The sequence below is a fragment of the Pseudomonas sp. Pse79 genome (genome assembly GCF_024519615.1).
GTDB classification, from domain to species: Bacteria; Pseudomonadota; Gammaproteobacteria; order Pseudomonadales; family Pseudomonadaceae; genus Aquipseudomonas; species Aquipseudomonas veronii.
Genome location: NZ_JALJRR010000032.1, coordinates 34276 through 59125, shown reverse-complemented (window position 1 = coordinate 59125; position 24850 = coordinate 34276). Strand labels below are relative to the sequence as shown.

The following is a 24850-nucleotide window of genomic DNA, read 5'->3' as shown; positions in this document are numbered from 1 at the left end:
GTGCACCGGGCGTTTTGAGACTGAAATAGGTGTAAACCTATTTCAGGACTAGACAGAGGCCTTAAGCGTAGCTTTGGGCTTCGTTGTTTTGCTCAACCAGTTCCAGGCTGATGTTGTTCTGCGCGTTGATCTTACGGTACAGCTCGGCATCGGTCTCCAGGACCTTTTCACGGGCCGGGAAGATCTCGTGCAGTTTGGCCGCCCACTCGCCGGCAGCCTTGGTCGGGAAGCAGCGTTCGATCAGTTCGAGCATGATCGACACCGTCACCGAAGCGCCCGGGGACGCGCCCAGCAGCGCCGCCAGCGAGCCGTCTTTGGCCGCGACCAGCTCGGTGCCGAATTGCAGCACGCCGCCTTTTTTCGGGTCTTTCTTGATGATCTGCACCCGTTGGCCGGCCACTTCCAGGCGCCAGTCTTCGGCTTTGGCTTGCGGGTAGAAGCGGCGCAGGGATTCCAGGCGCTGTTCCATGGACTGCATCACTTCGCTGACCAGGTACTTGGTCAGGTCCATGTTGTCCCGGGCCACGGCCAGCATCGGGCCGATGTTGCCGGCGCGCACCGACAACGGCAGGTCAAGGAACGAGCCGTGCTTGAGGAACTTGGTGGTGAAACCGGCGTAAGGCCCGAACAGCAGGGACGTCTTGCCGTCGACCACGCGGGTGTCCAGGTGCGGCACGGACATCGGTGGCGAACCCACGGCGGCCTGGCTGTAGACCTTGGCCTGGTGGTGCTTGACCACTTCCGGGTTGTCGCAACGCAGCCACTGGCCACTGACCGGGAAACCGCCGAAGCCTTTGCTTTCTTCGATGCCCGAGGCTTGCAGCAGCGGCAGGGCCGCGCCACCGGCACCGAGGAACACGAACTTGGCGTCCACGTCGCGGCTGTTGCCGCTGTTGACGTCCTTGATGCTCACGGTCCAGCCCGCGCCATTGCGCTTGAGGCCGGTCACGCGTTTGCTGTACTTGACCTGGGCATCGGGCGCGCTGGTCAGGTGGTTCAGCAACTGGTTGGTCAGGGCGCCGAAGTTGACGTCGGTGCCGTTCTGCACACGGGTCGCGGCGATTTTTTCGTCGAGCGGGCGGCCTGGCATCATCAGCGGCATCCACTCGACCATCTCGTTGCGGTCTTCGGTATAGCGCATATCCGAAAATGCATGATGCTGGCTGAGGGTTTCAAAGCGCTTCCTGAGGAAGGCTACGCCTTTGTCGCCCTGCACGAAGCTCAGGTGCGGCACCGGTGTGATAAAGGACCTGGACGAGCCAAAGGTGCCTTTTTTGGTCAGGTACGCCCAGAACTGCTTCGACACCTCGAACTGGGTGTTGATGTGGACAGCTTTCTTGATGTCGATGGAACCATCGGCGGCCTGGGGTGTGTAATTCAGCTCACACAGCCCGGCGTGGCCGGTACCGGCGTTGTTCCACGGGTTGGAACTCTCCGCGGCTCCCGAGTCCATCAGCTCAACGACTTCCAGCTTGAGGCCGGGGTCGAGCTCTTTGAGCAGTACGGCCAGGGTGGCACTCATGATGCCGGCCCCTACCAGTACTACGTCGACTGCTTCGTTATGCGCCATTTAACGCGTCTCCAAAATCTGCAGCACCAAATTGACGGCATGGCTGCCAGGAGTGACGGGGCGGTTCACGTGTTGCCCCAGGTTACCCATGGCCAGGATCGCCATGTCCGATTCGCAATTCTTTGCAAGTTCAGCGCACGCTTCCTGCCGGGCTAATCCGCCTATGAACGCATTCATGGGCTGCCGTGGCAATTCGACTTATGGTCAAAGCGTGCGATCCGTGCAATCAATCCGTAGCGGACAGGCTCAAGCCCCGGAGCACTCGGTCCTGTGTGATTGGGCTGTTCCAGACGCTGATGGTGCTTGTACAAACGCCAAACTATTCATTTGCTCGCCACACTCTTGTGAAGTTGTGAAAACCCGTTTTTTCACGCTCTTTTGAAGACGTGAACCTCAAAAAAGGGCTGCCCCAGCCTGGCACCTGGCCCGGAAAACCTTGCCGGCATGCGGCAAAACGGGCAAACAACTCAAGTGGCCGAGCGCAATGGCAGCTCTGGCAGATTCGGTAAAGGCGGGTGGTTTGCAAAGAAAACAGCAAGCGCGCCAGCTTCACACGATCTGTGTGGGCGGCTCTCTGTGGGCGATCTGGGGGGGCTAATACCGAAGCATTAACGATGTTGCGAGGCCCGATCAGGAGACGTCCTTATAATCGGGGGGAGATTGTAGCGAAGAACGCCAAGGAAATGGGCGTGTTTTATGACTTTTATTAGGCGTTCGGTCAGGCGGCCAACGGGTGGCGATGCGGCGACTGCGTCGCGCGTGGGCTGATACGGGCGCTGGCGGGCAGCGGGCGGTGCATCCAGCTCAAGCGGATTTCTTCGATTTCCACCCAGCCAGCGCCGACCGGTGGCTGGCTGCACTCTTTGAAAGCCTGGCAGCGACCTTGCACATCGAGCAGGGCAAATTGGCGAAGGGCGGGCTTGCGGGTAAACAGCGACCAGAGAAAATGCATGAAATCAGCCTCCTGAGATTGAGGCCAAGCATGCCTGCCGGGGATGACGGGCGCGTGTATCGGCTGTGACATATCGGTGACATCGAACCCCTACAATGCCTGCGGGTCTTAGGTTGTAACTGACGCTAGTTCCCGGCGAGGGCCGCCCGCTATACTGCCGGCCTGTCGGTACTCGATTTCTGGAGAGAAGAGCATGTTGCAACGCCTGTTGTTCGGTTTGATCACTGTGACCAGTTTGACCCTGGTTGGCTGCGCCAATAGCCCGCAACAACTTAGCCCGCAACCGAAGCTCACCACGCAGTTGGCCCCGGTGGGTCACGGTCAGCCGGTGTCGGTGCGTGTGGTGGATGGTCGTCCTTCGCCGACCCTGGGCTCCCGTGGTGGCCTGTATCCGGAGACCGCCCTGGTGTCGGTGAGCGGTGCCGATGTGCTCCCCAAGCTGCAAGCCCAGGCTGAAGCAGCAGTGCGGCTGCTCGGCTTTACCCCGGCCAACTCACCGGGCGCGCCGCAGTTGACCATCACCCTGGCCGAGCTGAAATACCAGTCGCCCAAAGAAGGCCTGTACGTGACGGAGGCCACTATCGGCGCGACGTTCAGGTCCGACGTGAGCGCCGGCACCCGTCGCTACAGCGGCCGTTATGGTGCGTCCCTCAACCAGCGCTTCGGCATGTCGCCCAACCAGGAGACCAACACCAAGCTGGTCAGCGACGTCCTGAGCGACGCCTTGACCCGTCTGTTCAAGGACCCGAGCATCGGCCAGCTGCTCAGCTCGCAATAACGCTCAATAACAAGCCGGGCTCAGCGCTGAGCCCGGCTTTTTTGTGCCCGCCGTTTCATGCCGCGGTGTCGATACCGAAGTCGAGCAGGCTTATCCCGGTCAGCAGGTCCGTCTCCGGCAGGTCCGCATGCTGGTGCCCGCCAAGGGCGCAATACACCAGCCAGTGGCGGTCCTGGACGTTGAACGCGAGGCCGCCGATCAGCGCCTCTTGCTCATCGCTTGGGGCTATCAAATACAGTCGATCCTGGTTTTGCGCGTGCAACATGACAAGCTCCCGAGCGTTCGAAGGGCCACAGAGTGAACGGTTAAGGTGACGTTCAGGTGACGCCGTAAATTACTCGATACATTAGCCGTCAATGGGGGAAGGAGCTTTTAGGCGCAGAAGGCGACTTCCGTTCAGGTTTGTATCTGAATGGATACCAAGGCACTGTTTCAACGAGGTGTGTGATGGCGCTGGCCGGACTGCTGATCAATGTTGTTGCTCTATCAGTGGCCTGCTCTGGGGCTGCACTGCTATTCATTACCCGTTTGAAGGAACAGCGCGCCATGGCCAGGCTCGCCGCGCAAAGCGAAGAGCGCGCCATCGACCAACCCATGCTGTTTCTGGATGTACGCACCGAACGGGCGCATCGCCTGGCTTATCGTATTGGTTTCGCCTGCCTGGGGCTGGCGCTGCTGGTTTCATGGATCAGCACGCGTTTTTAGTTGCACCCTGAAACGACGGTGGGAGCGGGCTTGCTCGCGATAGCGAAGTTACAGTCGGTACCTCTGTGACTGAACCACCGCATCGCAGGCAAGCCCGCTCCCACAGGTTTGGCTAGGTGTATTACAGCGGGATTCCCGCCTTGACCCGATATTGATTGCGCACTGGCGTTGCATATTGCACCACCAGGAACGGCCGGTGTTCGACCGGGCACTCGCTCAAGCGCCGCTCCCACTCTGCCTTGGCCTTGGCCAACTCGTCGGCCGGGAAGATATCCGCTGCCTTGGGCACCTGCAGTTGCGGGTCGGCGTCACTCCACTGGGCGTAGGCCAGGTAGTGAACCGGGAACAGGCGATAACCTCCGAGAATCTGCCGGTCCATTTCCACGGCGAGCAGCTTGGTGTCTTCGAAGCGCTCGGTGATCGGCGGCGCAAAGTTCACATGCACCCGGCCCTTGTAGCCGGTAATGCCCAGGGCAATGCTCACATCGTCTTCACCCGGCGCCTTGGTGTAGGTGCCGGTGGTGGCGCGGATGTACAGCTCGCGAGCCTTGGCCAAGTCGCATGGGTCGTATTCGTAGCTGATGGAAACGGGCGTCAGGTTCAGCGACTGGATCACCTCGGCGAACGGCTCGTCCTTGCGGCTGACGTGGAACATCTTGAGGATCGCCGATTCGGTGCGGTCATCCCCATCCTTGGCGCGGCCTTCGGCCTGGGCGATCCAGATCGACTGGCAGTCGTGGCGGATCGAATGGTTGATGTAGGCCGACAGCAACTGGTAAGCCGCCATTTTTTCCTTTCGCCCGGTGATCGAGCGGTGCACGATGAAGCTCTTGTTCAGGCGCATCAGGTCGCTGACAAACGGCTTTTGCAGCAGGTTGTCGCCGATGGCGATACGCGGTGTCGGCAGGCCGGCGTGGTACACGGCGTAGTTGACGAAGGCCGGGTCCATCACGATATCGCGATGGTTGGCCAAAAAGACGTAGGCGGTGCCCGATTTGAGCTGTTCCACGCCGGTATAGGTCACGCCGTCGGTCGCTCGATCAATGGTGTGGTCGACGTAATACTCGACTTTGTCCTGCAGCGTGGCCACGGTGGTGACGCCGGCGAATTCACGGCGCAGTTTGCGGGCGATCATGGGTTTGAGCAGCCAGCCCAGCGCGCCGGCAAAGCGCGGGAAGCGGAAGTGGGTCAGGATGTCCAGAAAGGCCTTGTCACTGAACAGCCGCTCCAGCACTGCCGGGACTTCGCTGTCGTTGTAAGGTCGGATGGTATCGAATTCGCCCATCATGCTCTCTTGTTAGAAACGGCTAGGGTAAGTAGAGGAAATACCAGGGTGCGGCCCGAGTAATGGGCTCGGCCGAAATATAACCCTGTAAATAGACCGGCGATTATACGCACAAGTCACTTGGGAGACTGCGATGCTGGAAACCGCGCTGTACGATTGTCCTTATTGTGGTGAAGTGGTGGAGACAACCGTGGATTTATCCGGCGGCGACCAGACCTATATAGAAGACTGTCAGGTATGTTGCCGACCGATCATTTTCAACCTGCAGGTCCATGGTGAAGAGTGGATGCTCGAAACTCGCAGCGAAAACGAATAGCAGGTACGCCCATGCAGCGAATCTACGAACCGGAAAACCTGATGGAAGGCGAGCTGCTGCAGCAGATGCTCGCCAGCGAAGGGATCGAGGCGCATTTGGTGGGGCGCCATTTGCTCGGCGGTAGCGGCGAGTTACCGATTTTCGGGCTGCTGGGGCTAGAAGTGGACAACGACCAGGCAGCCTGCGCGCGCGAGCTGATCACCGCGTATAACGGTGCGCAACCGTTGCCCGGCGATGAACCCGACAGCTTCCCCGACGTGTTGGTCTGTTAGGCTGTCGGTCGGTTTACCCAAGAGTCGTGTTGCCCCATGTGTGGACGTTATGCCCTGTTTCGCTGGAACCCCACGTTTGCTGCCTTGCCGGGCTTTCCGGCGGATCAGCAGGCCCAGTGGAATATTTCTCCCAATGATTCGGTGCTGATCCAGCGCGCCACCGACGGCCAGCGCACCCTGGCCCGCGCCCGCTGGGGTCTGACACCGCCGTGGCTGACGGACCTTTCCCGTACCCCGGCGCATGCCCGCGCCGAAACCCTGGCTGAGCAACCGATGTTCCGCGAAGCGTTTCGCCAGCGTCGCTGCCTGTTGCCGGCCAACGGGTTCTACGAATGGCGCGGCACCCAGCGCAAGCGGCCGTACTGGTTGACGCCAGGGGAAGGTTCGACGCTGTTTTTTGCGGCCATCTGGGAAGCGTATCCGGTGCAGGAGCAAGTGTGGCTGAGCACCGCGGTGGTGACCCAGGCGGCGCAGAGTCAGCGGCGGCCGTTGATTCTGGATGCGGCGGGGCAGGAAGCCTGGCTGAACCCCGAGACGCCGCTGCCGGTGTTGCAGGGGCTGTTGGCCAGCGAGCCGGTCGCCTTGCGTGAACGGGTGCTGGCCAACATGGTCAACGATCCCAAGCTGAATGGGCCGGAGTGCCTGACTCCGGCTTGAGCCAGAAAATCCGCCACCGTTGTGGGATGTATCCGAAATTTAGCGTCTGCACGTCTGATGTATCTGGCGTCGATACAAATCACCGCCTAGGATACGCGCCATGTTTTCAGGGCGTCTTTTCAGGGAGAGTGTGTTGATGAAGAAATCATTGGCCGTAAGTGTATTGGCGGCAGCAGTGCTGCTGGCCGGGTGTCAGTCCGTCAACACCACCAGCGGCGGTGCCGTTGGGGTGGAGCGCAAGCAGTACATGTTCAGCATGCTGTCGAGCCAGGAAGTCGACCAGATGTATGCGCAGTCCTACCAGCAGACCCTGGGTGAAGCCAGCGGCAAAGGCCTGGTGGACAAGACCAGCGCCAACGCCAAGCGCGTGCAGGCCATCGCCAACCGCCTGATCGCCCAGGCGCCGACCTTCCGTCCGGATGCGGCGCAGTGGAAGTGGGACGTGAACCTGATCAAGAGCGATGAGATGAATGCCAACTGCGGGCCGGGCGGCAAGATCTTCGTGTACAGCGGGCTGATCGATAACCTCAAGCTCAGCGATGACGAGCTGGCGGCGGTGATGGGCCATGAAATCGCCCACGCCTTGCGCGAACATGGCCGTGAAGCCATGTCCAAGGCCTACGGCATCGAGATGGCCAAGCAGGGCGCCGGCGCGTTGCTTGGTCTCGGCCAGGACAGCATGGCGCTGGCCGATACCGTGGCCAACTACGGCATGACCTTGCCCAACAGCCGCAGCAATGAAAACGAAGCGGACCTGATCGGCCTGGAGCTGGCGGCCCGCGCCGGTTACAACCCGAACGCCGCCATCACGTTGTGGAACAAGATGGCCAAGGCTTCGGAAGGCGCGCCTCCGGAGTTCATGAGCACTCACCCGGCCTCCGACAGTCGGATCGCCTCGTTGCAGGCGGCGATTCCGAAGGTGATGCCGTTGTATCAGCAGGCCAAGAAGTCCTGATAATCCAAGCCTCATGAAGATCCAAATGTGGGAGGGGGCAAGCCCCTCCTACATTGGATTGGGTTTGCAGGCTTGGATCCTTAGATCCAACCGCTGCTTTGCATGGCCTTGTACACCGCCACGATCGCCAGGACAAAAAACGCCGTAGCCGCCAGTCGACGAATCAAGGTCAACGGCAATTTCTCCGCGGCAAAATTCCCCGCCAGAACCACCGGTACGTTGGCAATCAACATGCCCAGGGTGGTGCCGATAACCACCAGCCACAGCTCAGGGTATTGCGCCGCCAGCATCACCGTGGCGATCTGCGTCTTGTCGCCGATTTCGGCGAGGAAGAACGCAATCAGGGTGGTCAGGAACGGCCCGAACTTGCGCGTGGTGCTGGCTTCGTCATCGTCGAGTTTGTCCGGCACCAGGGTCCACAGCGCCGTGGCGCAGAAGCTCGCGGCGAGAATCCAGTGCAGCACCGCATCCGAGAAGAAACTGCCGAACCAGGCACCTACGGCACCCGCAGCGGCATGGTTCGCCAGGGTCGCGGCGATGATGCCGGCGATGATCGGCCAGGGTTTGCGAAAGCGTGCGGCAAGGATGAGCGCGAGCAGTTGGGTCTTGTCGCCGATTTCGGCCAAGGCAACGATTGCGGTAGGGACGAGCAGTGAATCCAGCATCAGGTAGGTTTCCAGGGGCGGGTCGACACGGCTATGACACGTACAGCCTTCCCGCCCCGGGTAAGGTGTGCGTGTCATAGGTCTTGTCAAACCCCGGTCCGTCTGAGCGGACTCCTGGGTCGCATACGCCATGGTCTGCTGACCAAGTATGTTGACGTATGCCGGACGAGCGTGGCGCTCGTGGGAGACTACTCCCCTAGGACGGAGCGGATTCTGCCTAGGCAAAATCCATTCGGCAAGTGTTCTTTTGCAAACGCCGATCAGCCGCGCTTGGCGCGATAGATGCGAAAACCATTGCCTTCGGCCTTGACCGCACACACGCCCAAGTGCTCTTCGATCAGCGGCTGGTACTTCAGGAAACTGTTGGCAACCAGTCGGAGTTCGCCGCCTTTTGCCAGGTGTTTCGCGGCTTTTCGCAGCAAGTTCTCCGTGGCGAAGTAATCGGTGTGTACCCCGACATGGAACGGCGGGTTGCTCAGGATCGCGTTCAAGCCCATCGGCGCGGCATCGATGCCGTCTGCGGTCAGCACGTCGGCTTCCAGACCGTTGGCCGCCAGGGTCAGGCGGCTGCTGGCGGTGGCGAAGGCGTCCACATCCAGCATCGTCACCGTATTGTGCGGGTAGCGACGTTTGACCGCCGCGCCCAACACACCGGCGCCGCAACCGAAGTCCAGCAGGTGGCCGCTGGGCAGTTTGTCCAAATGCTCCAGCAACAACTCGGTGCCACGATCCAGGCGGCCATGGCTGAACACGCCCGGCAGGCTCACCACTTTCAGCGGACCTTCGGCCAGCGGCACTTCGAAAACCTGCGCCAGGCTCTCCAGCTCCACCGCTTGCGGCGCGTTGGCCACGGTGACCTGCCACAACTGGCAGTGTCGTGCATTATCGAGTTTGCGCGGCTTGCCGAAGGGGATCATCTGTTTGGCGGCGCTTTCGATCCCGCCTTTTTTCTCCCCCACCAGAAACAGCTCGGCACCGGGCAGGCGTGCGGCCACGGCGTTGAGCAGATAGTCGGTGAGGTCCTTGGACTTGGGCAGGAAGATCACTGCCGCATCAAACGTGCGCTGCGGCACATTCACGCCGAACTGGCTGCGCTCGGGGAAACGTGCGTCGAGCGCAGCCTGGTCACCGGCATGCCAGCACCAGCCATGGGCGTTGGGCAGGCGGCCGAGCAAATCGTCGGCAGGCAACCCCACCAGCAGCAGGTTGCCTTGAAAAAGTTCGGCCTGACGAAGCAGTACTTCACTGCGCGGATCCATGGTCTGCTCCTTGAAAAGGGGCGCAGTTTATCAACTGACGACGCGCAGCGGGGCGCCGCTGAAAAAGCCGCGGGCGTTTTCCGCCAGTTGGCCGACAATCCGCTGCCGCGCTTCGCGACTGCCCCAGGCGTTGTGGGGCGTGACGATCAAGCGCGGGATATCGTCGGCCAGCAACGGGTTGCCATGCACCGGGGGTTCGACGCTCAGCACATCGGTCGCCGCGCCGCCCAGGTGGCCATTGCGCAAGGCGTCGGCCAGGGCCTGTTCGTTGATCAGGCCACCGCGCGCGGTGTTGACGATAAACGCGCCGGGCTTGAGCAACGCCAGCTCGCGAGCGCCGATCAAGTCGCGGGTGTGTTCGTTGAGCGGGCAGTGCAGCGTCAGCGCGTCGACCTGCGCCAGCAGTTCATCCAGCGGCATGCGGTCGGCGCGGGCAGGGCGCCCGGGAATGGCGCCGAGTATGACGCGCATACCGAAGGCCTCGGCCAGCCGTGCGACGGCACTGCCCAGTTCGCCATGCCCGAGCAAACCGAGGGTTTTGCCCTCCAGCTCGACGATCGGGTGGTCCAGCAGGCAGAACTGCTTGGCGGCTTGCCATTTGCCCGCGCTGACATCCCGTTGATAGTCCTTCAGCCGCGTCGCCAGGTTGAGCAGCAGCATGATCGTATGCTGCGCCACCGACGGCGTGCCGTAGCCCTGACAGTTACTGACGGTGACGCCATGGGCGCGGGCGGCTTCAAGGTCGACGTTATTGGTGCCGGTGGCCGACACCAGGATCAGTTTGAGTTCGGGGCAGGCGGCCAGGGTTTCGCTGTTGAGCGCAATCTTGTTGCTGATAGCGACCTGGGCGCCTTGCAGGCGTTCGACCACATTCTGCGGGGTGGTCTGCTCAAACAGCTGCAGCTCGCTGAAACAGTTGTGCAGCTCACTGAGATCGAGATCCCCCAGGTCGAGGGATGGGTGATCTAGGAAGACGGCGCGGCGATTGTTCGTCATCAACTGTACCTTTTGTGACAGGGTTCGAAGGCGTAATCTGCCGAGCCTATCAGATGAAATAATCCGTTACTTAATGGAGTGAGTATGTACGTCGCCGAGTTTTTGACCGTGGCCTTGATTCACCTGCTGGCAGTGGCCAGCCCCGGTCCGGATTTCGCGGTGGTGGTGCGCGAAAGTGTCACCCACGGCCGCCGCGCCGGGACCTGGACCGCATTGGGCGTGGGCTCGGCGATTTTCCTGCACGTGGGGTACTCGTTGCTCGGCATCGGTTTGATCGTGTCCCAGTCCATCGTGCTGTTCAACGCGCTGAAATGGGCGGCGGCGGCCTACCTGCTGTACATCGGCTTCAAGGCCCTGCGCGCGCAGCCGGCCAAGCCAGCCGCCGAGGGCGAACTGCACCGCGAAGTCGGCGAACGCACCCCACGCGGGGCGTTTACCGCAGGCTTTGTGACTAACGGTTTGAACCCCAAGGCCACGTTGTTCTTCCTGTCGCTGTTTACCGTGGTGATCAACCCGCACACACCGCTGGCGGTGCAGGCGGGTTATGGCGTGTACCTGGCGGTAGCGACGGCGGCGTGGTTCTGCCTGGTGGCGATGTTGTTCAGCCAGCAGCGGGTGCGTGCAGGGTTTGCGCGGATGGGGCATTGGTTCGATCGGACGATGGGGGCGGTGTTGATTGCCATCGGCGTAAAACTGGCGTTCACCAGCATGAAATAAATGATCTTCTCTCATTGAGGACAGTCCAAATGTGGGAGGGTGCAAGACCCTCCCACATTTGATCGCTATCGGCTTTGAGTGGTGGCGCAAAGCTAGCATCCAGCAGTCCCTACAAATCATTCCTTTGGCTGATTTGGTCGGCACCTAACGTCTCTACAGTGCAGGTCTTCAAGCCGAGACCGTGCAGTCATAAAAAGGGATTCGTATGTTGCAGACCCGTGTTATCCCGCCCGCCGAAGGTGCGTACCAATATCCGCTGTTGATCAAACGCCTGCTCATGTCCGGGGCCCGTTACGAGAAGACCCGGGAAATCATCTATCGCGACAAGCTGCGCTACACCTATCCAACCCTGATCGAGCGGGTCGCGCGCCTGGCCAATGTGCTCACCGAAGCCGGGGTCAAGGCTGGTGATACCGTTGCCGTGATGGACTGGGACAGCCACCGTTACCTGGAATGCATGTTCGCCATCCCGATGATCGGCGCGGTGATTCATACCATCAACGTGCGCCTGTCGCCGGAACAGATTCTCTACACCATGAACCACGCCGAGGACCGCTTTGTGCTGGTCAACAGTGAGTTCGTGGGGCTTTACCAGGCGATTGCCGGGCAGCTCACCACCGTCGACAAAACCTTGTTGCTGACCGATGCGGCCGAGAAAACCGCTGAACTGCCGAACCTGGTGGGGGAGTACGAAACCCTGCTGGCCGCCGCCAGCCCGAAATACGATTTCGAGGATTTCGACGAAAATTCCGTCGCCACCACCTTCTATACCACCGGCACCACCGGTAACCCCAAGGGTGTGTACTTCACCCATCGCCAATTGGTGCTGCACACCATCGGCGTGGCGACCATCATGGGCAGTGTCGACAGCGTGCGCTTGCTGGGCACCAACGACGTGTACATGCCGATCACGCCGATGTTCCACGTGCATGCCTGGGGCCTGCCGTATGTGGCCACCATGCTGGGCCTGAAACAGGTCTACCCCGGGCGTTACGATCCGGAATACCTGGTGGAGCTGTGGCGCAAGGAGAAGGTCACCTTTTCCCACTGTGTGCCGACCATTCTGCAAATGGTGCTCAACGCCAAGGCCGCCCAGGGCGTGGACTTTGGCGGCTGGAAAATCGTCATCGGCGGCAGCGCCCTCAATCGCACGCTGTATGAAGCGGCCAAGGCCCGTGGGATTCAACTGACCGCCGCGTATGGCATGTCCGAGACCGGGCCGTTGGTGTCCTGCGCCCATCTCAACGATGAGCTGATGGCCGGCACCGAGGACGAGCGCACCACTTACCGCATCAAGGCCGGAGTGCCCGGGCCGTTGGTGGAAGCGGCGATCATCGACAGCGACGGGCATTTCCTGCCCGCCGATGGCGAATCCCAGGGCGAACTGGTGCTACGCGCGCCGTGGCTGACCGAGGGTTACTACAACGAACCGCAAAAGGGCGCCGAGCTGTGGGAAGGCGGCTGGATGCACACCGGCGACGTGGCGACCCTTGATGCGTTTGGGGTGATCGATATCCGCGACCGCATCAAGGACGTGATCAAGACCGGCGGCGAGTGGATCTCGTCCCTGGCTCTCGAAGACCTGGTCAGCCGCCACCCGGCGGTACGCGAAGTAGCGGTGGTGGGCATCGCCGATCCGCAGTGGGGCGAGCGCCCGTTTGCGTTGCTGGTGGTGCGTGATGGCCATGTGATAGGCGCCCGTGAACTCAAGGAGCACCTCAAGCCGTTCGTGGAGTTGGGCCACTTGAGCAAGTGGGCGATTCCAAACCAGATCGCCATTGTTACTGAAATTCCCAAGACCAGTGTCGGCAAGCTCGACAAAAAACGTATCCGCGTCGACATCATTGAGTGGCAGGCCAACAACAGTACGTTCCTCTCTACCCTTTGATACCTTTCGCCGTGCCCGTTCGGGCACGGCAATGCTCTATCTCGCGGCTTCACTTGTGATTTGCCGATTTTCAGCCATCCTTGCCGCGTCGGCCTTCGTCGACGTGGCAAAAGGGCTGTGGCAGACGGGTCGGTGATGCAAATCACACTTTAGAGGGATCAAGCGGTACCCCCTGCTGGCTATAGTCCCTCTCAGAGTTTTTCAAGGATGTTGCGCTTCGAGCCATGGGGGCTCGGTTGCCGGGCGGCATTGGAATCGTTGTATTCCGGCCGTTACATGCATCACCGAAAGAACTCACTGCCATAACAATAATGCACATGGAGTAGCGTCGATGACCTCAGTAAATCAGTTCTGGCGCCGGGCAAGATTGCCCCTGGCCGTCAGTCTCGCTTCTACGCTCGCCGGGCCGGCATTCGGCGTCAGTTTCAATATCGGTGAAATCGAAGGGAATTTTGACTCCTCTCTTTCCGTGGGGGCGAGTTGGTCGACAGCCAAGGCCAACCGCGATCTGATCGGCGTCAACAATGGCGGCAAGGGCTTGTCCCAGACCTCCGATGACGGCCATTTGAACTTCAAGCGCGGCGAGACGTTCTCGAAAATCTTCAAGGGCATCCATGACCTGGAACTGAAATACGGCGACACCGGTGTGTTTGTACGCGGCAAATATTGGTATGACTTTGAACTCAAGGACGAAAATCGTGAGTTCAAGGACATCAGTGACAAAGGCCGTCCTATGGGCGCCCGGTCTTCCGGCGGGGAAATTCTCGACGCCTTCATTTATCACAACTACTCGATTGCCGATGAGCCCGGTTCCGCGCGTTTCGGTAAGCAGGTTGTAAGTTGGGGCGAAAGTACCTTCATCGGCGGCGGCATCAACTCCATCAACCCGATTGACGTAGCGGCGTTCCGTCGCCCGGGTGCCGAGATCAAGGAAGGCCTGATTCCGGTCAACATGTTCTATGTGTCGCAGACACTGACCGAAAACCTGTCGGCGGAAGGCTTCTATCAGTTGGATTGGGAGAAGACCGTCACCGATAACTGCGGGACATTTTTCTCCCAGGCGGACGTCATTACAGGCGGCTGCAATGACAACCTGCGGTTGCTCAGCAAGCGCTCTGTGATAACCGCAGCCGGTGGTTTGCCGCTGATGAATCAGTTTGGCGTCAACATCAACGAAGAAGGTGTGCTGGTCAAGCGCGGCTCTGATCGCGACGCGCGTGATGGCGGGCAGTTCGGTGTAGCCATGCACTATAACTTCGAGCCGCTGGACACTGAGTTCGGCGCTTACTTCATGAACTACCACAGCCGTGCGCCGATTTTCAGCGCCAAGGGCGCATCGGCTGCGACTTACGCTGCGGCTAACGCATTGACGTTCACGCCAGCCAGTAGTCTGCGTCCACTCATCGTGGCCGGTAACTCCAGCTACTTCGTCGAATATCCAGAAGACATTCGCTTGTACGGTTTGAGCTTCTCGACAACCTTGCCTACCGGCACAGCGTGGAGCGGCGAGATCAGCTACCGGCCGAACGCGCCGGTTCAGCTCAACACCACCGACATCTTGTACGCGGGCGTTACGCCGTTGACAGGCTTGAACGGTGCTTCCCCGCTCAAGGGTGCCGCCGGTCAGGATCTGAATGGCTATCGCCGCAAGGAAATCACCCAGCTCCAGACCACCTTTACGCACTTCTTTGATCAGGTCATGGGCGCCAGCCGGCTGACACTGGTGGGCGAAGTGGGGCTGACCCACGTCGGCGGCCTGGAAAGCAGCTCGAAAGCGCGCTACGGGCGTGATCCGGTATTTGGTCCTGGGGAAGGCCCACTGTGTGCGACGCTCAACGCGGGAACCATTGCCGGTGCGGGCGCAGGTACAGACCGCAGTAACCTGACGGCCAACTGCAACAATGACGGCTTTACCACCGCCAACTCCTGGGGCTATCGCGGCCGGGCAATCTGGGAATACCCGGACGTGTTCGCGGGTGTGAACCTCAAGCCCAACGTGGCCTGGTCCCATGACGTCAGCGGTTATTCGCCAGGCCCTGGCGGCAACTTCGAAGAAGGTCGCAAGGCTGTCAGTCTCGGCCTGGATGCTGAATACCAGAATACCTACACCGCGAGCTTGGCCTACACCAACTTCTTCGGCGGTAAGTACTCCACTGTGGACGACCGTGATTTCATCGCCCTCAGCGTCGGCGCCAACTTCTAAGCACACTGCATTTCAGGAAGAACCAGAACATGAAAATAACTAAAAGTCTGTTGCACGTCGGTGTGCTTGGGCTGTCGATCCTGGCGAGTAACGTCATGGCGGCGGTGTCGGCGGATGAGGCCGCCAAGCTGGGCACGACCCTGACTCCGATGGGCGCCGAAATGGCCGGTAACGCCGCAGGCACCATTCCCAAATGGTCGCCGTTGCCGACGAATGCCGGCGCCGTCGACGCCCGTGGTTTCCTGGCCAACCCTTATGCCAGCGAACAACCGCAATTCACCATCACCGCGCAAAACGTCGAGCAATACAAAGACAAGCTGGCGCCGGGGCAGTACGCGATGTTCAAGCGCTACCCGGACACCTTCAAGATGCCGGTCTACCCGACCCATCGCGGCGCCACCGTACCGGCCGAGGTGTTCGCCTCGATCAAGAAGAACGCCACCAACACCAACCTGGTGTCCGGCGGTAACGGCCTGGAAAACTTCGAAACCGCCGTGCCGTTCCCGATTCCGAAAAGTGGCGTTGAAGTCATCTGGAACCACATCACCCGCTATCGCGGCGGCAGCGTGACCCGCCTGGTGACCCAGGCCACGCCGCAGACCAACGGTTCGTTCAGCCTGGTGTATTTCAAAGACCAGTTCGTGTTCCGCGACAAAATGAAGGACTTCGACCCGAAAAACCCCGGCAACGTGCTGTTCTACTTCAAGCAGCAAGTGACCGCGCCGGCACGTCTGGCCGGTGGTGTGCTGCTGGTTCACGAAACCCTCGACCAGGTGAAGGAACCGCGCTCGGCGTGGGTCTACAACGCCGGCCAGCGCCGTGTACGCCGGGCGCCGCAAGTGTCTTATGACGGGCCGGGTACCGCTGCCGACGGCCTGCGTACCTCCGACAACCTCGACATGTACAACGGTGCGCCGGACCGCTACGACTGGAAACTGGAAGGCAAGAAAGAAATCTACATCGCCTCCAACAGCTACAAGATCGACGATCCGAAACTCAAGTATGTCGACATCATCAAGGCCGGCCACATCAACCAGGACCTCGCACGCTACGAGCTGCGCCGCGTGTGGCATGTGGTCGCGACCCTGAAGGAAGGCCAGCGCCATATCTACGCCAAGCGTGACTTCTTCATCGACGAAGACACCTGGCAAGCGGCCGTGATCGACCACTACGACGGTCGCGGCCAACTGTGGCGCGTCGCCGAAGCCCATGCCGAGAACTACTACGACAAACAAGTGCCGTGGTACGCCCTGGAAACCCTCTACGACCTGCAGTCCGGCCGCTACCTGGCCCTGGGCATGAAGAACGAAGAGAAACAGGCGTATGACTTCGGCTTCACCGCCGGCATCAGCGACTTCAGCCCGGCGGCCCTGCGCCAGGACGGTGTTCGCTAAGCTGCACGCATAGCCAAATGTGGGAGGGGGCTTGCCCCCGATAGCGGTCTGACAGCCAAGAATTCTATTGGCTGCCCCAGCGCAATCGGGAGCAAGCCCCCTCTCACATTTCTTGTCGCAGTTCTTTTTCAGGCAAATGTTGCAAAGATCTACAAAACCGCCGCTTTTACCGCTAGTCTGCGGACATCTGCAATGCCGACAACAGCCTTCTACAAGAGCCCGGCGATGACTGATCTGTCCCGAATCCAGGGGCCTGCCAGCGCGGTGATCCCGACCCTGGAAGGTCGCTTCTACAGACCTCCGCTGCCTGACGGCTATGTGCTGCGCCCGCGCCTGTGCGAACGGCTGAGCGCTGGCCTGGAAGGGCGATTGCTGCTGGTCTGCGCGCCGGCGGGGTTCGGCAAGAGTTCGCTGGCGGTCGAGTTCTGCCAGAGTCTGCCCGCCCATTGGCAAAGCCTTTGGCTGGGCCTGAGCCCACGGGATAACGACCCCGGGCGTTTCCTCGAGCGCCTGCTTGACGGCTTGCAGCAATACTTCCCGCAACTGGGTGCGCAATCCCTGGGCCTGCTGAAAATGCGTCAGCGTCATCAACCGTTTGCCTTCGAAGAATGGCTCGATGGCTTGCTCGATGAGCTGGCGCTGCAGTTGTCCACGCGTGCGCCTTTGTTGCTGGTGCTGGATGACTACCATTTGGCCCAGGGCCCGGTGCTTGATCGCTGCCTGCAGTTTTTCCTCAATCATTTGCCCGATGGCCTGCTGGTGCTGGTTACCAGTCGCCAGCGCCCCGACTGGCACCTGGCGCGCTTGCGCCTGTCTCGGCACCTGCTGGAGCTGCATGAGCAAGACCTGCGCCTGACCCACGCCGAATCCCTGGCGGTGTTGGATCGCCACAGCAGTTCGCTGCGCGGCGAGGCGCTGGATAACTTGATCCGGCGCAGTGAAGGCTGGGTCGCCGGCTTGCGTTTCTGGCTGTTGGCGGCCTCCGAAGCGGGGAATGAGGGCGCCTTGCCGCAGAGCCTGCACGGCGGCGAAGGCTTGATACGCGACTATTTGCTGGAAGAAGTGATTGATTGCCTGCCGGCGGAAGTCCAGGCATTCCTCTATGAAACCGCTTCGCAGGAACGCTTTTGCAGTGAACTGTGCGACGCCATACGCGATGCCCACGACAGCGCGGAAATCCTGCGTTACTTGCAGGCTCATCAGGTATTTCTGGTGCCGCTGGACGAGCAGGGGCACTGGTTCCGTTACCACCATTTGTTTTCCGACCTGCTGCGCACCCGGCGCGCGAGCAGCGCCGTGCTGCCGCCTGCCAGCCTGCACCTGCGCGCCTGTCGCTGGTTCAACGCCCAGGGGCTGATCGATGAAGCGGTCGAGCAGGCGTTGCGCGCCGGTCATCTGGATGTGGCGGCGAACCTGGTGCAGAACCTCTCCGAGGAGCAACTGCTGGCCGAGCAGAACGTCGGCATGCTCCTACGCTGGAAAATGGACCTGCCCGATAGTCTGCTGATCAGCACGCCTCGGTTGATCGTGCTGTACAGCTGGGCCTTGGGCCTGGCGTGTCAGCTGGATGCGGCGGAAGAACTGTCGGGCTACCTCAGCCGCTTCCTGCCGGCGCCATCGGCCACCGCGCAGAAGTCGATGCTGGCGCAATGGCTGGCGCTGAGCGGGATCATCGCCCGGGGCCGAGGCGACCGCGAGCTGACCCAGCGCTATTGCAGTGAAGCCTTGGAAAGCCTGCCGCAGCGCCGTTATGGTCAGCGCCTGATGTGCCTGTCGACCCTCTCCAACCTGGCGATCGTCGATGCCGACCTGTGGCGCGCCCGTGGCTTGAACCGCGAATCCCTCGAATTGGCGCAGCGTGTCGGCAACCCCCTGTTCGAGGCCCTGGCCCATTACGACCGCGCACGGGTCTTGCAGGCGCGGGGTGAAATCCTGCGCTCGCTGGATGAAGTACACCAGGGCCTGCAACGCTTGCACGACCTTTCGCCCCAACGGTTGTACGCCGTGCGCGCCCGATTAGCGCTTTACGAAGGCTACCTGCTGCTCGCGCGTTGTCAGCCCGAAGCCGGCCTGGTCCGCCTGCGCGCCGGCCTGGCCGAAGCCCGCGCCTGCCGGGATATCAGCGTGCTGATCGGGCATTGCGTGATTGCCAACTTCGAAGGGCGCCGCGGCGACTTCCCCAAAGCCTTCGCCGAACTGGCCGAGGCCGAACGCCTGATGCACATCTGGGACGTGCCGCCGATTTACTACCTGGCAATGATCACCCTGATCAAATGCGAGCTCTGGTTGGCCCAGGGGCGTACCGACCTGGCCGACGCCTGGCTGACCCGCCTGGGGCAAACCTACAACGGCGCACACGCGGCGGCGGCCCCGGAGTTTCATCCGCACCTGCCGCAGCATATCGAGCTGCAGCAAGCCGCGTTGGATGCGATCCGCCATCAACCGGCGGCGGCCCTGCAGCGCCTCGAAGACCTGGCGCAACACGCTCATGGCAGCGGCCGCCAGATGATTGCCCTGATGGCGCTGACCCAGCAGGCGCAGTTGCTGCTGGAGAGCGGCCAGGAGGCCAAGGCGCGCGAGGTGTTGGTTCGCGCCCTGGAAGCCGGAGCCGGCGGCGCGCTGCAACCCTTCCAGCGCCTGCTTGAAGGGTATCCCGACTGGATGCGCGATCAACTCGGCCAAGACCCCCATGGTTTATTGAACCAGAGCCTGTTGGCGCTGCTGCCGGCCGTTGCTGTCAGCGAGCCGGCGCCCAACCATGAAACCCTGAGCGCCCGCGAGCTGGCGGTGCTGCAACTGATCGCCCAGGGCTGTTCGAACCAGGAGATCAGTAACCGCCTCTTCATCTCCCTGCACACGGTCAAGACCCACGCCAGCCATATCAACAGCAAGCTCGGCGTGGAGCGGCGCACCCAGGCGGTCGCGCGGGCGCAGGAGCTGCGGTTGATTGGTTAAAGCCTGAGTCCGCTGGCGAGCTTGCTTGCGTTGAGGTGCGACGCCGCTCCAGTCTGGTTTAATAGTGCAATCATTCTGGCGACAGTCGCCCGGAAACCCTATGCCGTTTGCACGAGAGGACCGTTCATGGACACCGCAAAGCCGACCCTTATCCGCGAAACCTTCCCCGTCGGCCCGTTGCAGTGCAATTGCACCATCATCGGCGACCCCATCAGTAAACAAGCCATCGTGGTCGACCCCGGCGGCAATCACGAGCTGATCCTGGCGCGGCTCGAGGCGCTGGGCCTCAAGGTGGTGAGCATCATTCACACCCATGCTCACCTGGATCACTTCCTGGCGTCCGGCCAGTTGAAGGAGAAGACCGGCGCGACCCTGCATTTGCACAAGGCCGACCAGTTCCTCTGGGATAACCTGGAGATGCAGTGCCGGACGTTTGGCGTGCCGTATACGCCGGTGCCGTCGCCGGACCGTTGGCTGGCCGACGATGAAGAGCTGGCTTGCGGTTGCGGCGTCGCATTGCATACGCCGGGGCACACGCCGGGGTCGATGAGTTTCTGGTTTGCCGATGCCAAGCTGCTGATCGCTGGAGATACGTTGTTTCGCCGGGGCGTAGGCCGCACGGATTTGTGGGGCGGGGACCAAGCGGCGATTGTGCGCTCGATCAAGCAGCGCCTGTATACGCTGGATGAGGCGGCGACGGTGGTGACCGGTCACGGGCCGGAGACGCGACTCGGTGACGAGATGCGCGAGAACCCCTTTGTGCGTGCATGATTGCAGCTTAGGCGGTCAAGCCCTGTAGCAAAAAACTCAGCGTGTGTTCAGCGTGCGTCTGCTACGGTTTGTGCCGCGACGATAGTCCTGCGTTTTTTGTTACAGGTTAAGATACGTCCACGGAATTTTTACCGTTTGTCGCGTTCAAAACCCGGCAAAGATCCATTGTCCATATCCTCTGCACCCAGAGTGCAAAAGTAGGAGCTTCTCCATGTTCACTCCGCGTCGTCTGCTCGTTGTCGCTACTGCCGTAGCCATGTTATCTGGCTGTGCTTCACCCAATCCGTATGACGGTAGCAGCCAGGGACAGGCGAGTAATGAATCCGGTGGCATGAGCAAGACCGTCAAGTACGGCGGCCTCGGCGCCCTGGCCGGTGCGTTGGCCGGTGCAGCCATCGACCATAACAACCGTGGCAAGGGCGCACTGATCGGTGCCGTCGTCGCGGGTGCAGGTGCGGCGGGTTATGGCTACTACGCCGACCAGCAGGAAAAGAAACTGCGCGAAAGCATGGCCAATACCGGGGTTGAAGTTCAGCGCCAGGGCGATCAGATCAAACTGATCATGCCGGGCAACATCACCTTCGCCACCAACTCGGACGCGATCTCCAGCAGTTTCTATACGCCGCTGAACAACCTGGCCAACTCGCTCAAGCAGTTCAGCCAGAACACCATCCAGATCGTGGGTTACACCGATAGCACCGGCAGCCGCCAGTTGAACATGGACCTGTCCCGGCGTCGTGCGCAGAGCGTGGCCAACTATCTGACCTCCCAAGGCGTCAGCGCTGCCAACCTGAGCGCTCGTGGTGCCGGTCCGGATAATCCGATTGCCAGCAATGCCGACGTCAACGGTCGCGCGCAGAACCGTCGTGTAGAAGTGAACCTGGGCCCAATCCCAGGCCAGCAGTATGGCCAGCCGGCCGCCCAGCAACAGGCGCCGCAGCAGAACAACCAGTTCCAGGGCAACCCGTACTCGCAGTACCAGTAATCTGCAGCCAATAAAAAGGGCGCCGTGCAATCAATGCACGGCGCCCTTTTTTGTGGCCGTCGGTTACATCAATCGATGTACTCGAACACCTTCACGATCTTCTGTACGCCGGACACACCCTGTACCAAGTTCGCCGCACGGGTCGCTTCTGCCTGGGTCAGCAGGCCCATCAGGTAAACGATGCCGTTGTCGGTGACGACTTTGATGCGTGAACCGGGAATGGCGTTGTCGGTCAGCATCTGCGCCTTGATCTTGGTGGTCAGCAGCGCATCGTTGCTGATGGCCAGCAGGGTGATCGGGTCCATTACCTGCAATTCGTTGTGGACCTTCTTGACCCGCTGCACGGCCGAGGCGGCTTGTTCGGCCTGGGCCTTGAGTTCGGCACGTGGCGTTTGGCCGGCGAGCAGCACCACGCCGTTGAAGCTGGTCACGACGATGCGCGACGCGCCATTGCCCAGGTCCGTAGCGGCCTTGGCGACGTTGACCTCGACCTTGGTTTCGATCAGCGAGTCGTCAATCTTGCTGCCGAAGGTGCGGGTGCCCTTGTCGTCCTGGATGGGGGTGTCACGTGTCGCGGTGATTGCCGTGCTGCAGCCGCTGATGCCGAGGCACAGCGCAATCGCCAATAGGCTGAGGCGTTTAACGGTCATTCTTCACTCCCGAACAGTTGGCTGTCGATCAGATCGCACAGGCAGTGGATCGTCAGCAGGTGGACTTCCTGAATACGTGCGGTGACATTGGCCGGGACGCGAATCTCCACGTCTTCGGGCAGCAACAGCGAGGCCATGCCGCCGCCGTCGCGGCCAGTCAATGCTACGACAATCATTTCGCGATCATGTGCGGCCTGGATCGCCTGAATAATATTCGCCGAGTTGCCGCTGGTGGAAATCGCCAGCAGCACGTCACCCGGTTGCCCCAGGGCGCGGATCTGTTTGGAGAAGATTTCGTTGTAGCTGTAGTCGTTGGCGATCGAGGTGATCGTCGACGAATCGGTGGTCAAGGCAATGGCCGGCAAGCTCGGACGCTCGCGCTCGAAGCGGTTGAGCAACTCGGACGAGAAATGCTGGGCATCGCCGGCCGAGCCGCCGTTGCCGCACGAAAGCATTTTGCCCTCGTTGAGCAAGGCATTGACCATGACCTGACTGGCTTGCTCGATGTGCGGTGCAAGTACGTCCATCGCCTGTTGCTTGGTGTCGATGCTGGCCTGGAAAAGCTGGCGAATTCGGGATTGCATGTCCATCTGTGTGACCTTAAGTAGCGCGGCTATTTGGCACAGGAATGTGCAGCCCGCAAAGCAAAGAGCAAAAGTATGTGGTGAAGATGTCCGGCGAATCAGCTGTCGAAGGCATCTTTGAGCCAGTTCAAATCAGCTTTGCCAGACGGTGTGCTTTCAATGGCAACCACATCGAAACGGCAGGGGGAGTCAGCCCAGCGATGCTCCTTGAGCAGGAAAAACTGCGCGGCGAGTATCAGCTTCTGACGCTTGCGCCCGTCGATACTGGCGAGCGCGCCACCCCATTGTGCGTGTTTTCTGTAGCGGACTTCGACGAATACTACTGTATCGCCGTCAAGCATGACCAGATCAAGCTCGCCGCGTTTACACAACCAGTTCTGCGCCAGAAGGCGCAGACCCTGTTGTCGAAGATACTCAAGCGCTTGAAGTTCGGCATCCTTGCCGCTTTGTGCGCTGGACCGCTCGGGCATCAGCGTGGGGTATCGGGCAGACGCTGGACCTCGCCGCCGACGAACTTCGCCCACGGCATCTGGCGGTCAACGCGCTGGTGGGCGCTGATGCCCAGGTTGCCCGAGAGGCCGTCAATGCGCGTATCCGGCAATGCCTTGAGTTGGCCCACGCGTGGCGCCAGTCGGTAGGCATCGACGCCCATCGCGTACAGGCGGCCAAGGCTGCCATTGGCTTGCGGCCATTGTGCAGCGACCTGGTTGCGCAGCGGGTCGGTGGTGTTGAGCAGCCAAGGGGTTTCGCAGAACATCACGTTGGTCATGTCCAGGTACTGGTTCTTGTCGCCGCTGGCGCTGAACACGTGAGACGTCGCATACACCGGCACGTCGCCAGCGTACTGGAAGTTCAGGGTCGGCTTGATCTGCTGGGCCAGTTGCGGGGTGACGGCCAGGAAGATGAACTCGATATCCTGGCGACGCGAAGGTTGTGCGGCGACGTCGGTGCCGACGGCGCTTTGCAGGCTCTTGGCACGGCCTTCGCTTTTACGCAGTTGGAACAGATCGGCAATCTGCTGGGCGAGGGCGACCGGCTGGTCGACGTACTCGACGCCGACAACGGTGCCGCCGTTGGCTTCCCAGTCCTGGCGGAAGGCCTTGTAGACACGCTCACCCCATTCGCCACGGGGCACCATCGCAGCGGCGCGGTGCAGGCCGTCGGCACGGGCGCGGCGCGAGACTTCGCGAGCTTCGTCTTCAGCCGCCAGGCCGAACTGGAACAACTGCGCCGGGTTTTGATCGGTCTCGCTGTAGTTCAACGCCAGGGTGGTAATCGGCAATTGCGGGCGCGCGCTGAGCTGTTTGACCAGCGGCTTTTCCAGCGGCCCGACGACCAATTGCACGCCGGCAGCCTTGGCCTTGGCGTAGAAGTCGTCGAGGGAGGTCAGGCGCGAGCTGTCATAGAACTCGATGACCGGCGGCTTCTGCCCGGCTTGTTCAGCCTGGTAATGCGCGGCCATGAAGCCTTCACGCAGGGCCTTGGCCACGTTGGCCAGTGGACCCTCCTGCGGCAGCAGCAGGGCGATCTTGTTCAGCGGCTGGCTCGCCAGTTCCTTGAGTTTGGTCAGCGGCGTCGGCAGTTGCACGGCGGCCGGATGGCCCGGGTTCTGCGCGCGCCAGGTGTCAATGGCGGCTTGCTGTTGCTCCAGCGTGCCGGCGCCCTTGACCGCCTGGGCCAGGGTGATCCAGCCGTCGAGCGTCGGGTTGCCGCTGGCTTGCAGTTGTTCGGCCGGCAGCGCGGCAATCAGCGCCCAGATGGCTTCATGGTTGCTCTTGGCGGCGTCGCCGGTCAGCAGTGGCGCCATGGTCACACGCTCGCGAGCGGCGGCCAGGGTCTGGCCGTCGGCTTCATAGGCGCGTGCATGTACGGTGCCGGTGCGGACCTGCTGTTCGGCCGGCAGCTCCTTCAGGTTCTGCAGGCTGGGGTGGTTCAACGCCGCCAGCGCGGCCTTGGGCTGGTTACGCGTCATGGCCAGTTCGGCGGCCAGGGTGTTGGCGAACACCTGCGCAGCGGGCTTGAGAACATCCAGCGGCACCTGCGCAAGAATCTGCGACGAGCGGCCAGCGTTGTTCTGGTGGTAGGCCATGTCGGCCGCGCTCAGGCGCAGCAACGCAGCTTTTTCGGGCGTGTTGGCGGTAGTCGCCTGTTCGAGCAGTTGCTCGATACTGGCATCCGGGGTCCGTGGCAGGTCGCCAAGGCGGGACGAGGGCGAGCTGGCACAGGCGCCCAGCAAGGCAGCGAGGCAGAGGGCGGAGAGCAGCCGCAGGCAAGGGATCATGTAAGTGTTCCT

Annotated in this window: 24 protein-coding genes and 1 riboswitch; of the genes, 13 read left to right on the top strand and 11 right to left on the bottom strand. The window is 61.2% G+C overall.

All coding sequences use genetic code 11. From position 1 onward, the window contains the following. Positions 1–61 precede the first annotated feature (61 nt). On the bottom strand, positions 62–1570 hold the full coding sequence (mqo, locus tag NR164_RS27370) for a malate dehydrogenase (quinone) (RefSeq protein ID WP_057004261.1): 1509 nt from the start codon (positions 1568–1570) through the stop codon (positions 62–64). A gap of 718 nt (positions 1571–2288) precedes the next feature. After that, positions 2289–2522 carry a hypothetical protein gene (locus tag NR164_RS27365; protein ID WP_046384669.1) on the bottom strand — a complete coding sequence of 78 codons (234 nt, stop codon included), beginning with the start codon at positions 2520–2522 and terminating at the stop codon, positions 2289–2291. A gap of 193 nt (positions 2523–2715) precedes the next feature. Between NR164_RS27365 and NR164_RS27360 the strand changes: the two genes are divergently transcribed. Further along, positions 2716–3300 (top strand): YajG family lipoprotein, encoded by a 585-nt coding sequence (locus NR164_RS27360; protein WP_126587543.1) that lies wholly within the window; start codon positions 2716–2718, stop codon positions 3298–3300. Positions 3301–3355: 55 nt separating this feature from the next. Here NR164_RS27360 and NR164_RS27355 read toward each other — a convergent pair whose 3' ends face one another. After that, positions 3356–3565: a hypothetical protein gene (locus NR164_RS27355; RefSeq protein ID WP_017845958.1), complete on the bottom strand. Its 210-nt coding sequence runs from the start codon at positions 3563–3565 to the stop codon at positions 3356–3358. 182 nt (positions 3566–3747) lie between these two features. On the opposite strand from NR164_RS27355, the gene NR164_RS27350 reads away from it, so the two are divergent. After that, positions 3748–4005, top strand: coding sequence for a hypothetical protein (locus tag NR164_RS27350; protein WP_046384667.1), 258 nt, complete (start codon positions 3748–3750; stop codon positions 4003–4005). Positions 4006–4126: 121 nt separating this feature from the next. On the opposite strand, the gene NR164_RS27345 is transcribed toward NR164_RS27350, so the two are convergent. After that, the gene (locus tag NR164_RS27345; protein ID WP_169850554.1) at positions 4127–5290 is read right to left on the bottom strand and encodes a 1-acyl-sn-glycerol-3-phosphate acyltransferase; all 1164 of its coding nucleotides are present in this window, start codon (positions 5288–5290) and stop codon (positions 4127–4129) included. A gap of 133 nt (positions 5291–5423) precedes the next feature. Between NR164_RS27345 and NR164_RS27340 the strand changes: the two genes are divergently transcribed. The 4 genes from NR164_RS27340 (at position 5424) to NR164_RS27325 (ending at position 7490) form a co-directional block, all read left to right on the top strand. Continuing rightward, on the top strand, positions 5424–5606 hold the full coding sequence (locus NR164_RS27340) for a CPXCG motif-containing cysteine-rich protein (protein ID WP_017845955.1): 183 nt from the start codon (positions 5424–5426) through the stop codon (positions 5604–5606). Positions 5607–5617: 11 nt separating this feature from the next. After that, positions 5618–5878, top strand: coding sequence for a putative signal transducing protein (locus NR164_RS27335; RefSeq protein ID WP_017845954.1), 261 nt, complete (start codon positions 5618–5620; stop codon positions 5876–5878). 36 nt (positions 5879–5914) lie between these two features. Next, complete coding sequence (locus tag NR164_RS27330) at positions 5915–6535, top strand: SOS response-associated peptidase (RefSeq protein ID WP_057004262.1); 621 nt, start codon at positions 5915–5917, stop codon at positions 6533–6535. Positions 6536–6671: 136 nt separating this feature from the next. Then, the gene (locus NR164_RS27325; protein ID WP_256823513.1) at positions 6672–7490 is read left to right on the top strand and encodes a M48 family metallopeptidase; all 819 of its coding nucleotides are present in this window, start codon (positions 6672–6674) and stop codon (positions 7488–7490) included. Positions 7491–7570: 80 nt separating this feature from the next. Here the strand turns inward: NR164_RS27325 and NR164_RS27320 are convergent, their stop codons facing one another. The 3 genes from NR164_RS27320 to NR164_RS27310 all read right to left on the bottom strand — a co-directional run bounded on the left by NR164_RS27320 (position 7571) and on the right by NR164_RS27310 (position 10410). Then, positions 7571–8155: a TMEM165/GDT1 family protein gene (locus tag NR164_RS27320; protein WP_017845951.1), complete on the bottom strand. Its 585-nt coding sequence runs from the start codon at positions 8153–8155 to the stop codon at positions 7571–7573. 89 nt (positions 8156–8244) lie between these two features. Further along, positions 8245–8364, bottom strand: a riboswitch (yybP-ykoY riboswitch). A 51-nt stretch (positions 8365–8415) separates the two neighbouring features. Then, positions 8416–9414 carry a class I SAM-dependent methyltransferase gene (locus NR164_RS27315; RefSeq protein WP_017845950.1) on the bottom strand — a complete coding sequence of 333 codons (999 nt, stop codon included), beginning with the start codon at positions 9412–9414 and terminating at the stop codon, positions 8416–8418. Between the two features lie 30 nt (positions 9415–9444). Then, complete coding sequence (locus NR164_RS27310) at positions 9445–10410, bottom strand: 2-hydroxyacid dehydrogenase (protein WP_017845949.1); 966 nt, start codon at positions 10408–10410, stop codon at positions 9445–9447. An 84-nt stretch (positions 10411–10494) separates the two neighbouring features. On the opposite strand from NR164_RS27310, the gene NR164_RS27305 reads away from it, so the two are divergent. The 7 genes from NR164_RS27305 (at position 10495) to NR164_RS27275 (ending at position 21323) form a co-directional block, all read left to right on the top strand. Further along, positions 10495–11127 (top strand): LysE family translocator, encoded by a 633-nt coding sequence (locus tag NR164_RS27305; RefSeq protein ID WP_017845948.1) that lies wholly within the window; start codon positions 10495–10497, stop codon positions 11125–11127. A gap of 205 nt (positions 11128–11332) precedes the next feature. Continuing rightward, entirely contained in the window at positions 11333–13015 is a 1683-nt protein-coding gene (locus tag NR164_RS27300; RefSeq protein WP_017845945.1) for a fatty acid--CoA ligase, read from the top strand. 331 nt (positions 13016–13346) lie between these two features. After that, positions 13347–15218, top strand: coding sequence for a DUF1302 domain-containing protein (locus tag NR164_RS27295; RefSeq protein ID WP_079442872.1), 1872 nt, complete (start codon positions 13347–13349; stop codon positions 15216–15218). A gap of 29 nt (positions 15219–15247) precedes the next feature. Next, positions 15248–16612, top strand: a complete 1365-nt coding sequence (locus tag NR164_RS27290; protein ID WP_046384660.1) for a DUF1329 domain-containing protein — start codon at positions 15248–15250, stop codon at positions 16610–16612. A 225-nt stretch (positions 16613–16837) separates the two neighbouring features. Further along, positions 16838–19567 (top strand): LuxR C-terminal-related transcriptional regulator, encoded by a 2730-nt coding sequence (locus NR164_RS27285; protein ID WP_057004263.1) that lies wholly within the window; start codon positions 16838–16840, stop codon positions 19565–19567. A gap of 126 nt (positions 19568–19693) precedes the next feature. Beyond that, positions 19694–20338, top strand: coding sequence for an MBL fold metallo-hydrolase (locus NR164_RS27280; protein ID WP_256823512.1), 645 nt, complete (start codon positions 19694–19696; stop codon positions 20336–20338). A gap of 211 nt (positions 20339–20549) precedes the next feature. After that, positions 20550–21323, top strand: coding sequence for an OmpA family protein (locus NR164_RS27275; protein WP_079442875.1), 774 nt, complete (start codon positions 20550–20552; stop codon positions 21321–21323). A gap of 68 nt (positions 21324–21391) precedes the next feature. Here the strand turns inward: NR164_RS27275 and NR164_RS27270 are convergent, their stop codons facing one another. The 4 genes from NR164_RS27270 to NR164_RS27255 all read right to left on the bottom strand — a co-directional run bounded on the left by NR164_RS27270 (position 21392) and on the right by NR164_RS27255 (position 24838). Continuing rightward, complete coding sequence (locus tag NR164_RS27270) at positions 21392–21973, bottom strand: BON domain-containing protein (protein ID WP_017845939.1); 582 nt, start codon at positions 21971–21973, stop codon at positions 21392–21394. Beyond that, complete coding sequence (locus NR164_RS27265; RefSeq protein WP_003171862.1) at positions 21970–22563, bottom strand: phosphoheptose isomerase; 594 nt, start codon at positions 22561–22563, stop codon at positions 21970–21972. Before NR164_RS27265 ends, NR164_RS27270 begins: the two co-directional genes overlap by 4 nt. Positions 22564–22655: 92 nt before the next feature. Beyond that, the gene (locus NR164_RS27260; RefSeq protein ID WP_017845938.1) at positions 22656–23027 is read right to left on the bottom strand and encodes a YraN family protein; all 372 of its coding nucleotides are present in this window, start codon (positions 23025–23027) and stop codon (positions 22656–22658) included. Continuing rightward, the gene (locus tag NR164_RS27255; RefSeq protein ID WP_169885243.1) at positions 23027–24838 is read right to left on the bottom strand and encodes a penicillin-binding protein activator; all 1812 of its coding nucleotides are present in this window, start codon (positions 24836–24838) and stop codon (positions 23027–23029) included. Before NR164_RS27255 ends, NR164_RS27260 begins: the two co-directional genes overlap by 1 nt. Positions 24839–24850: the final 12 nt, after the last annotated feature.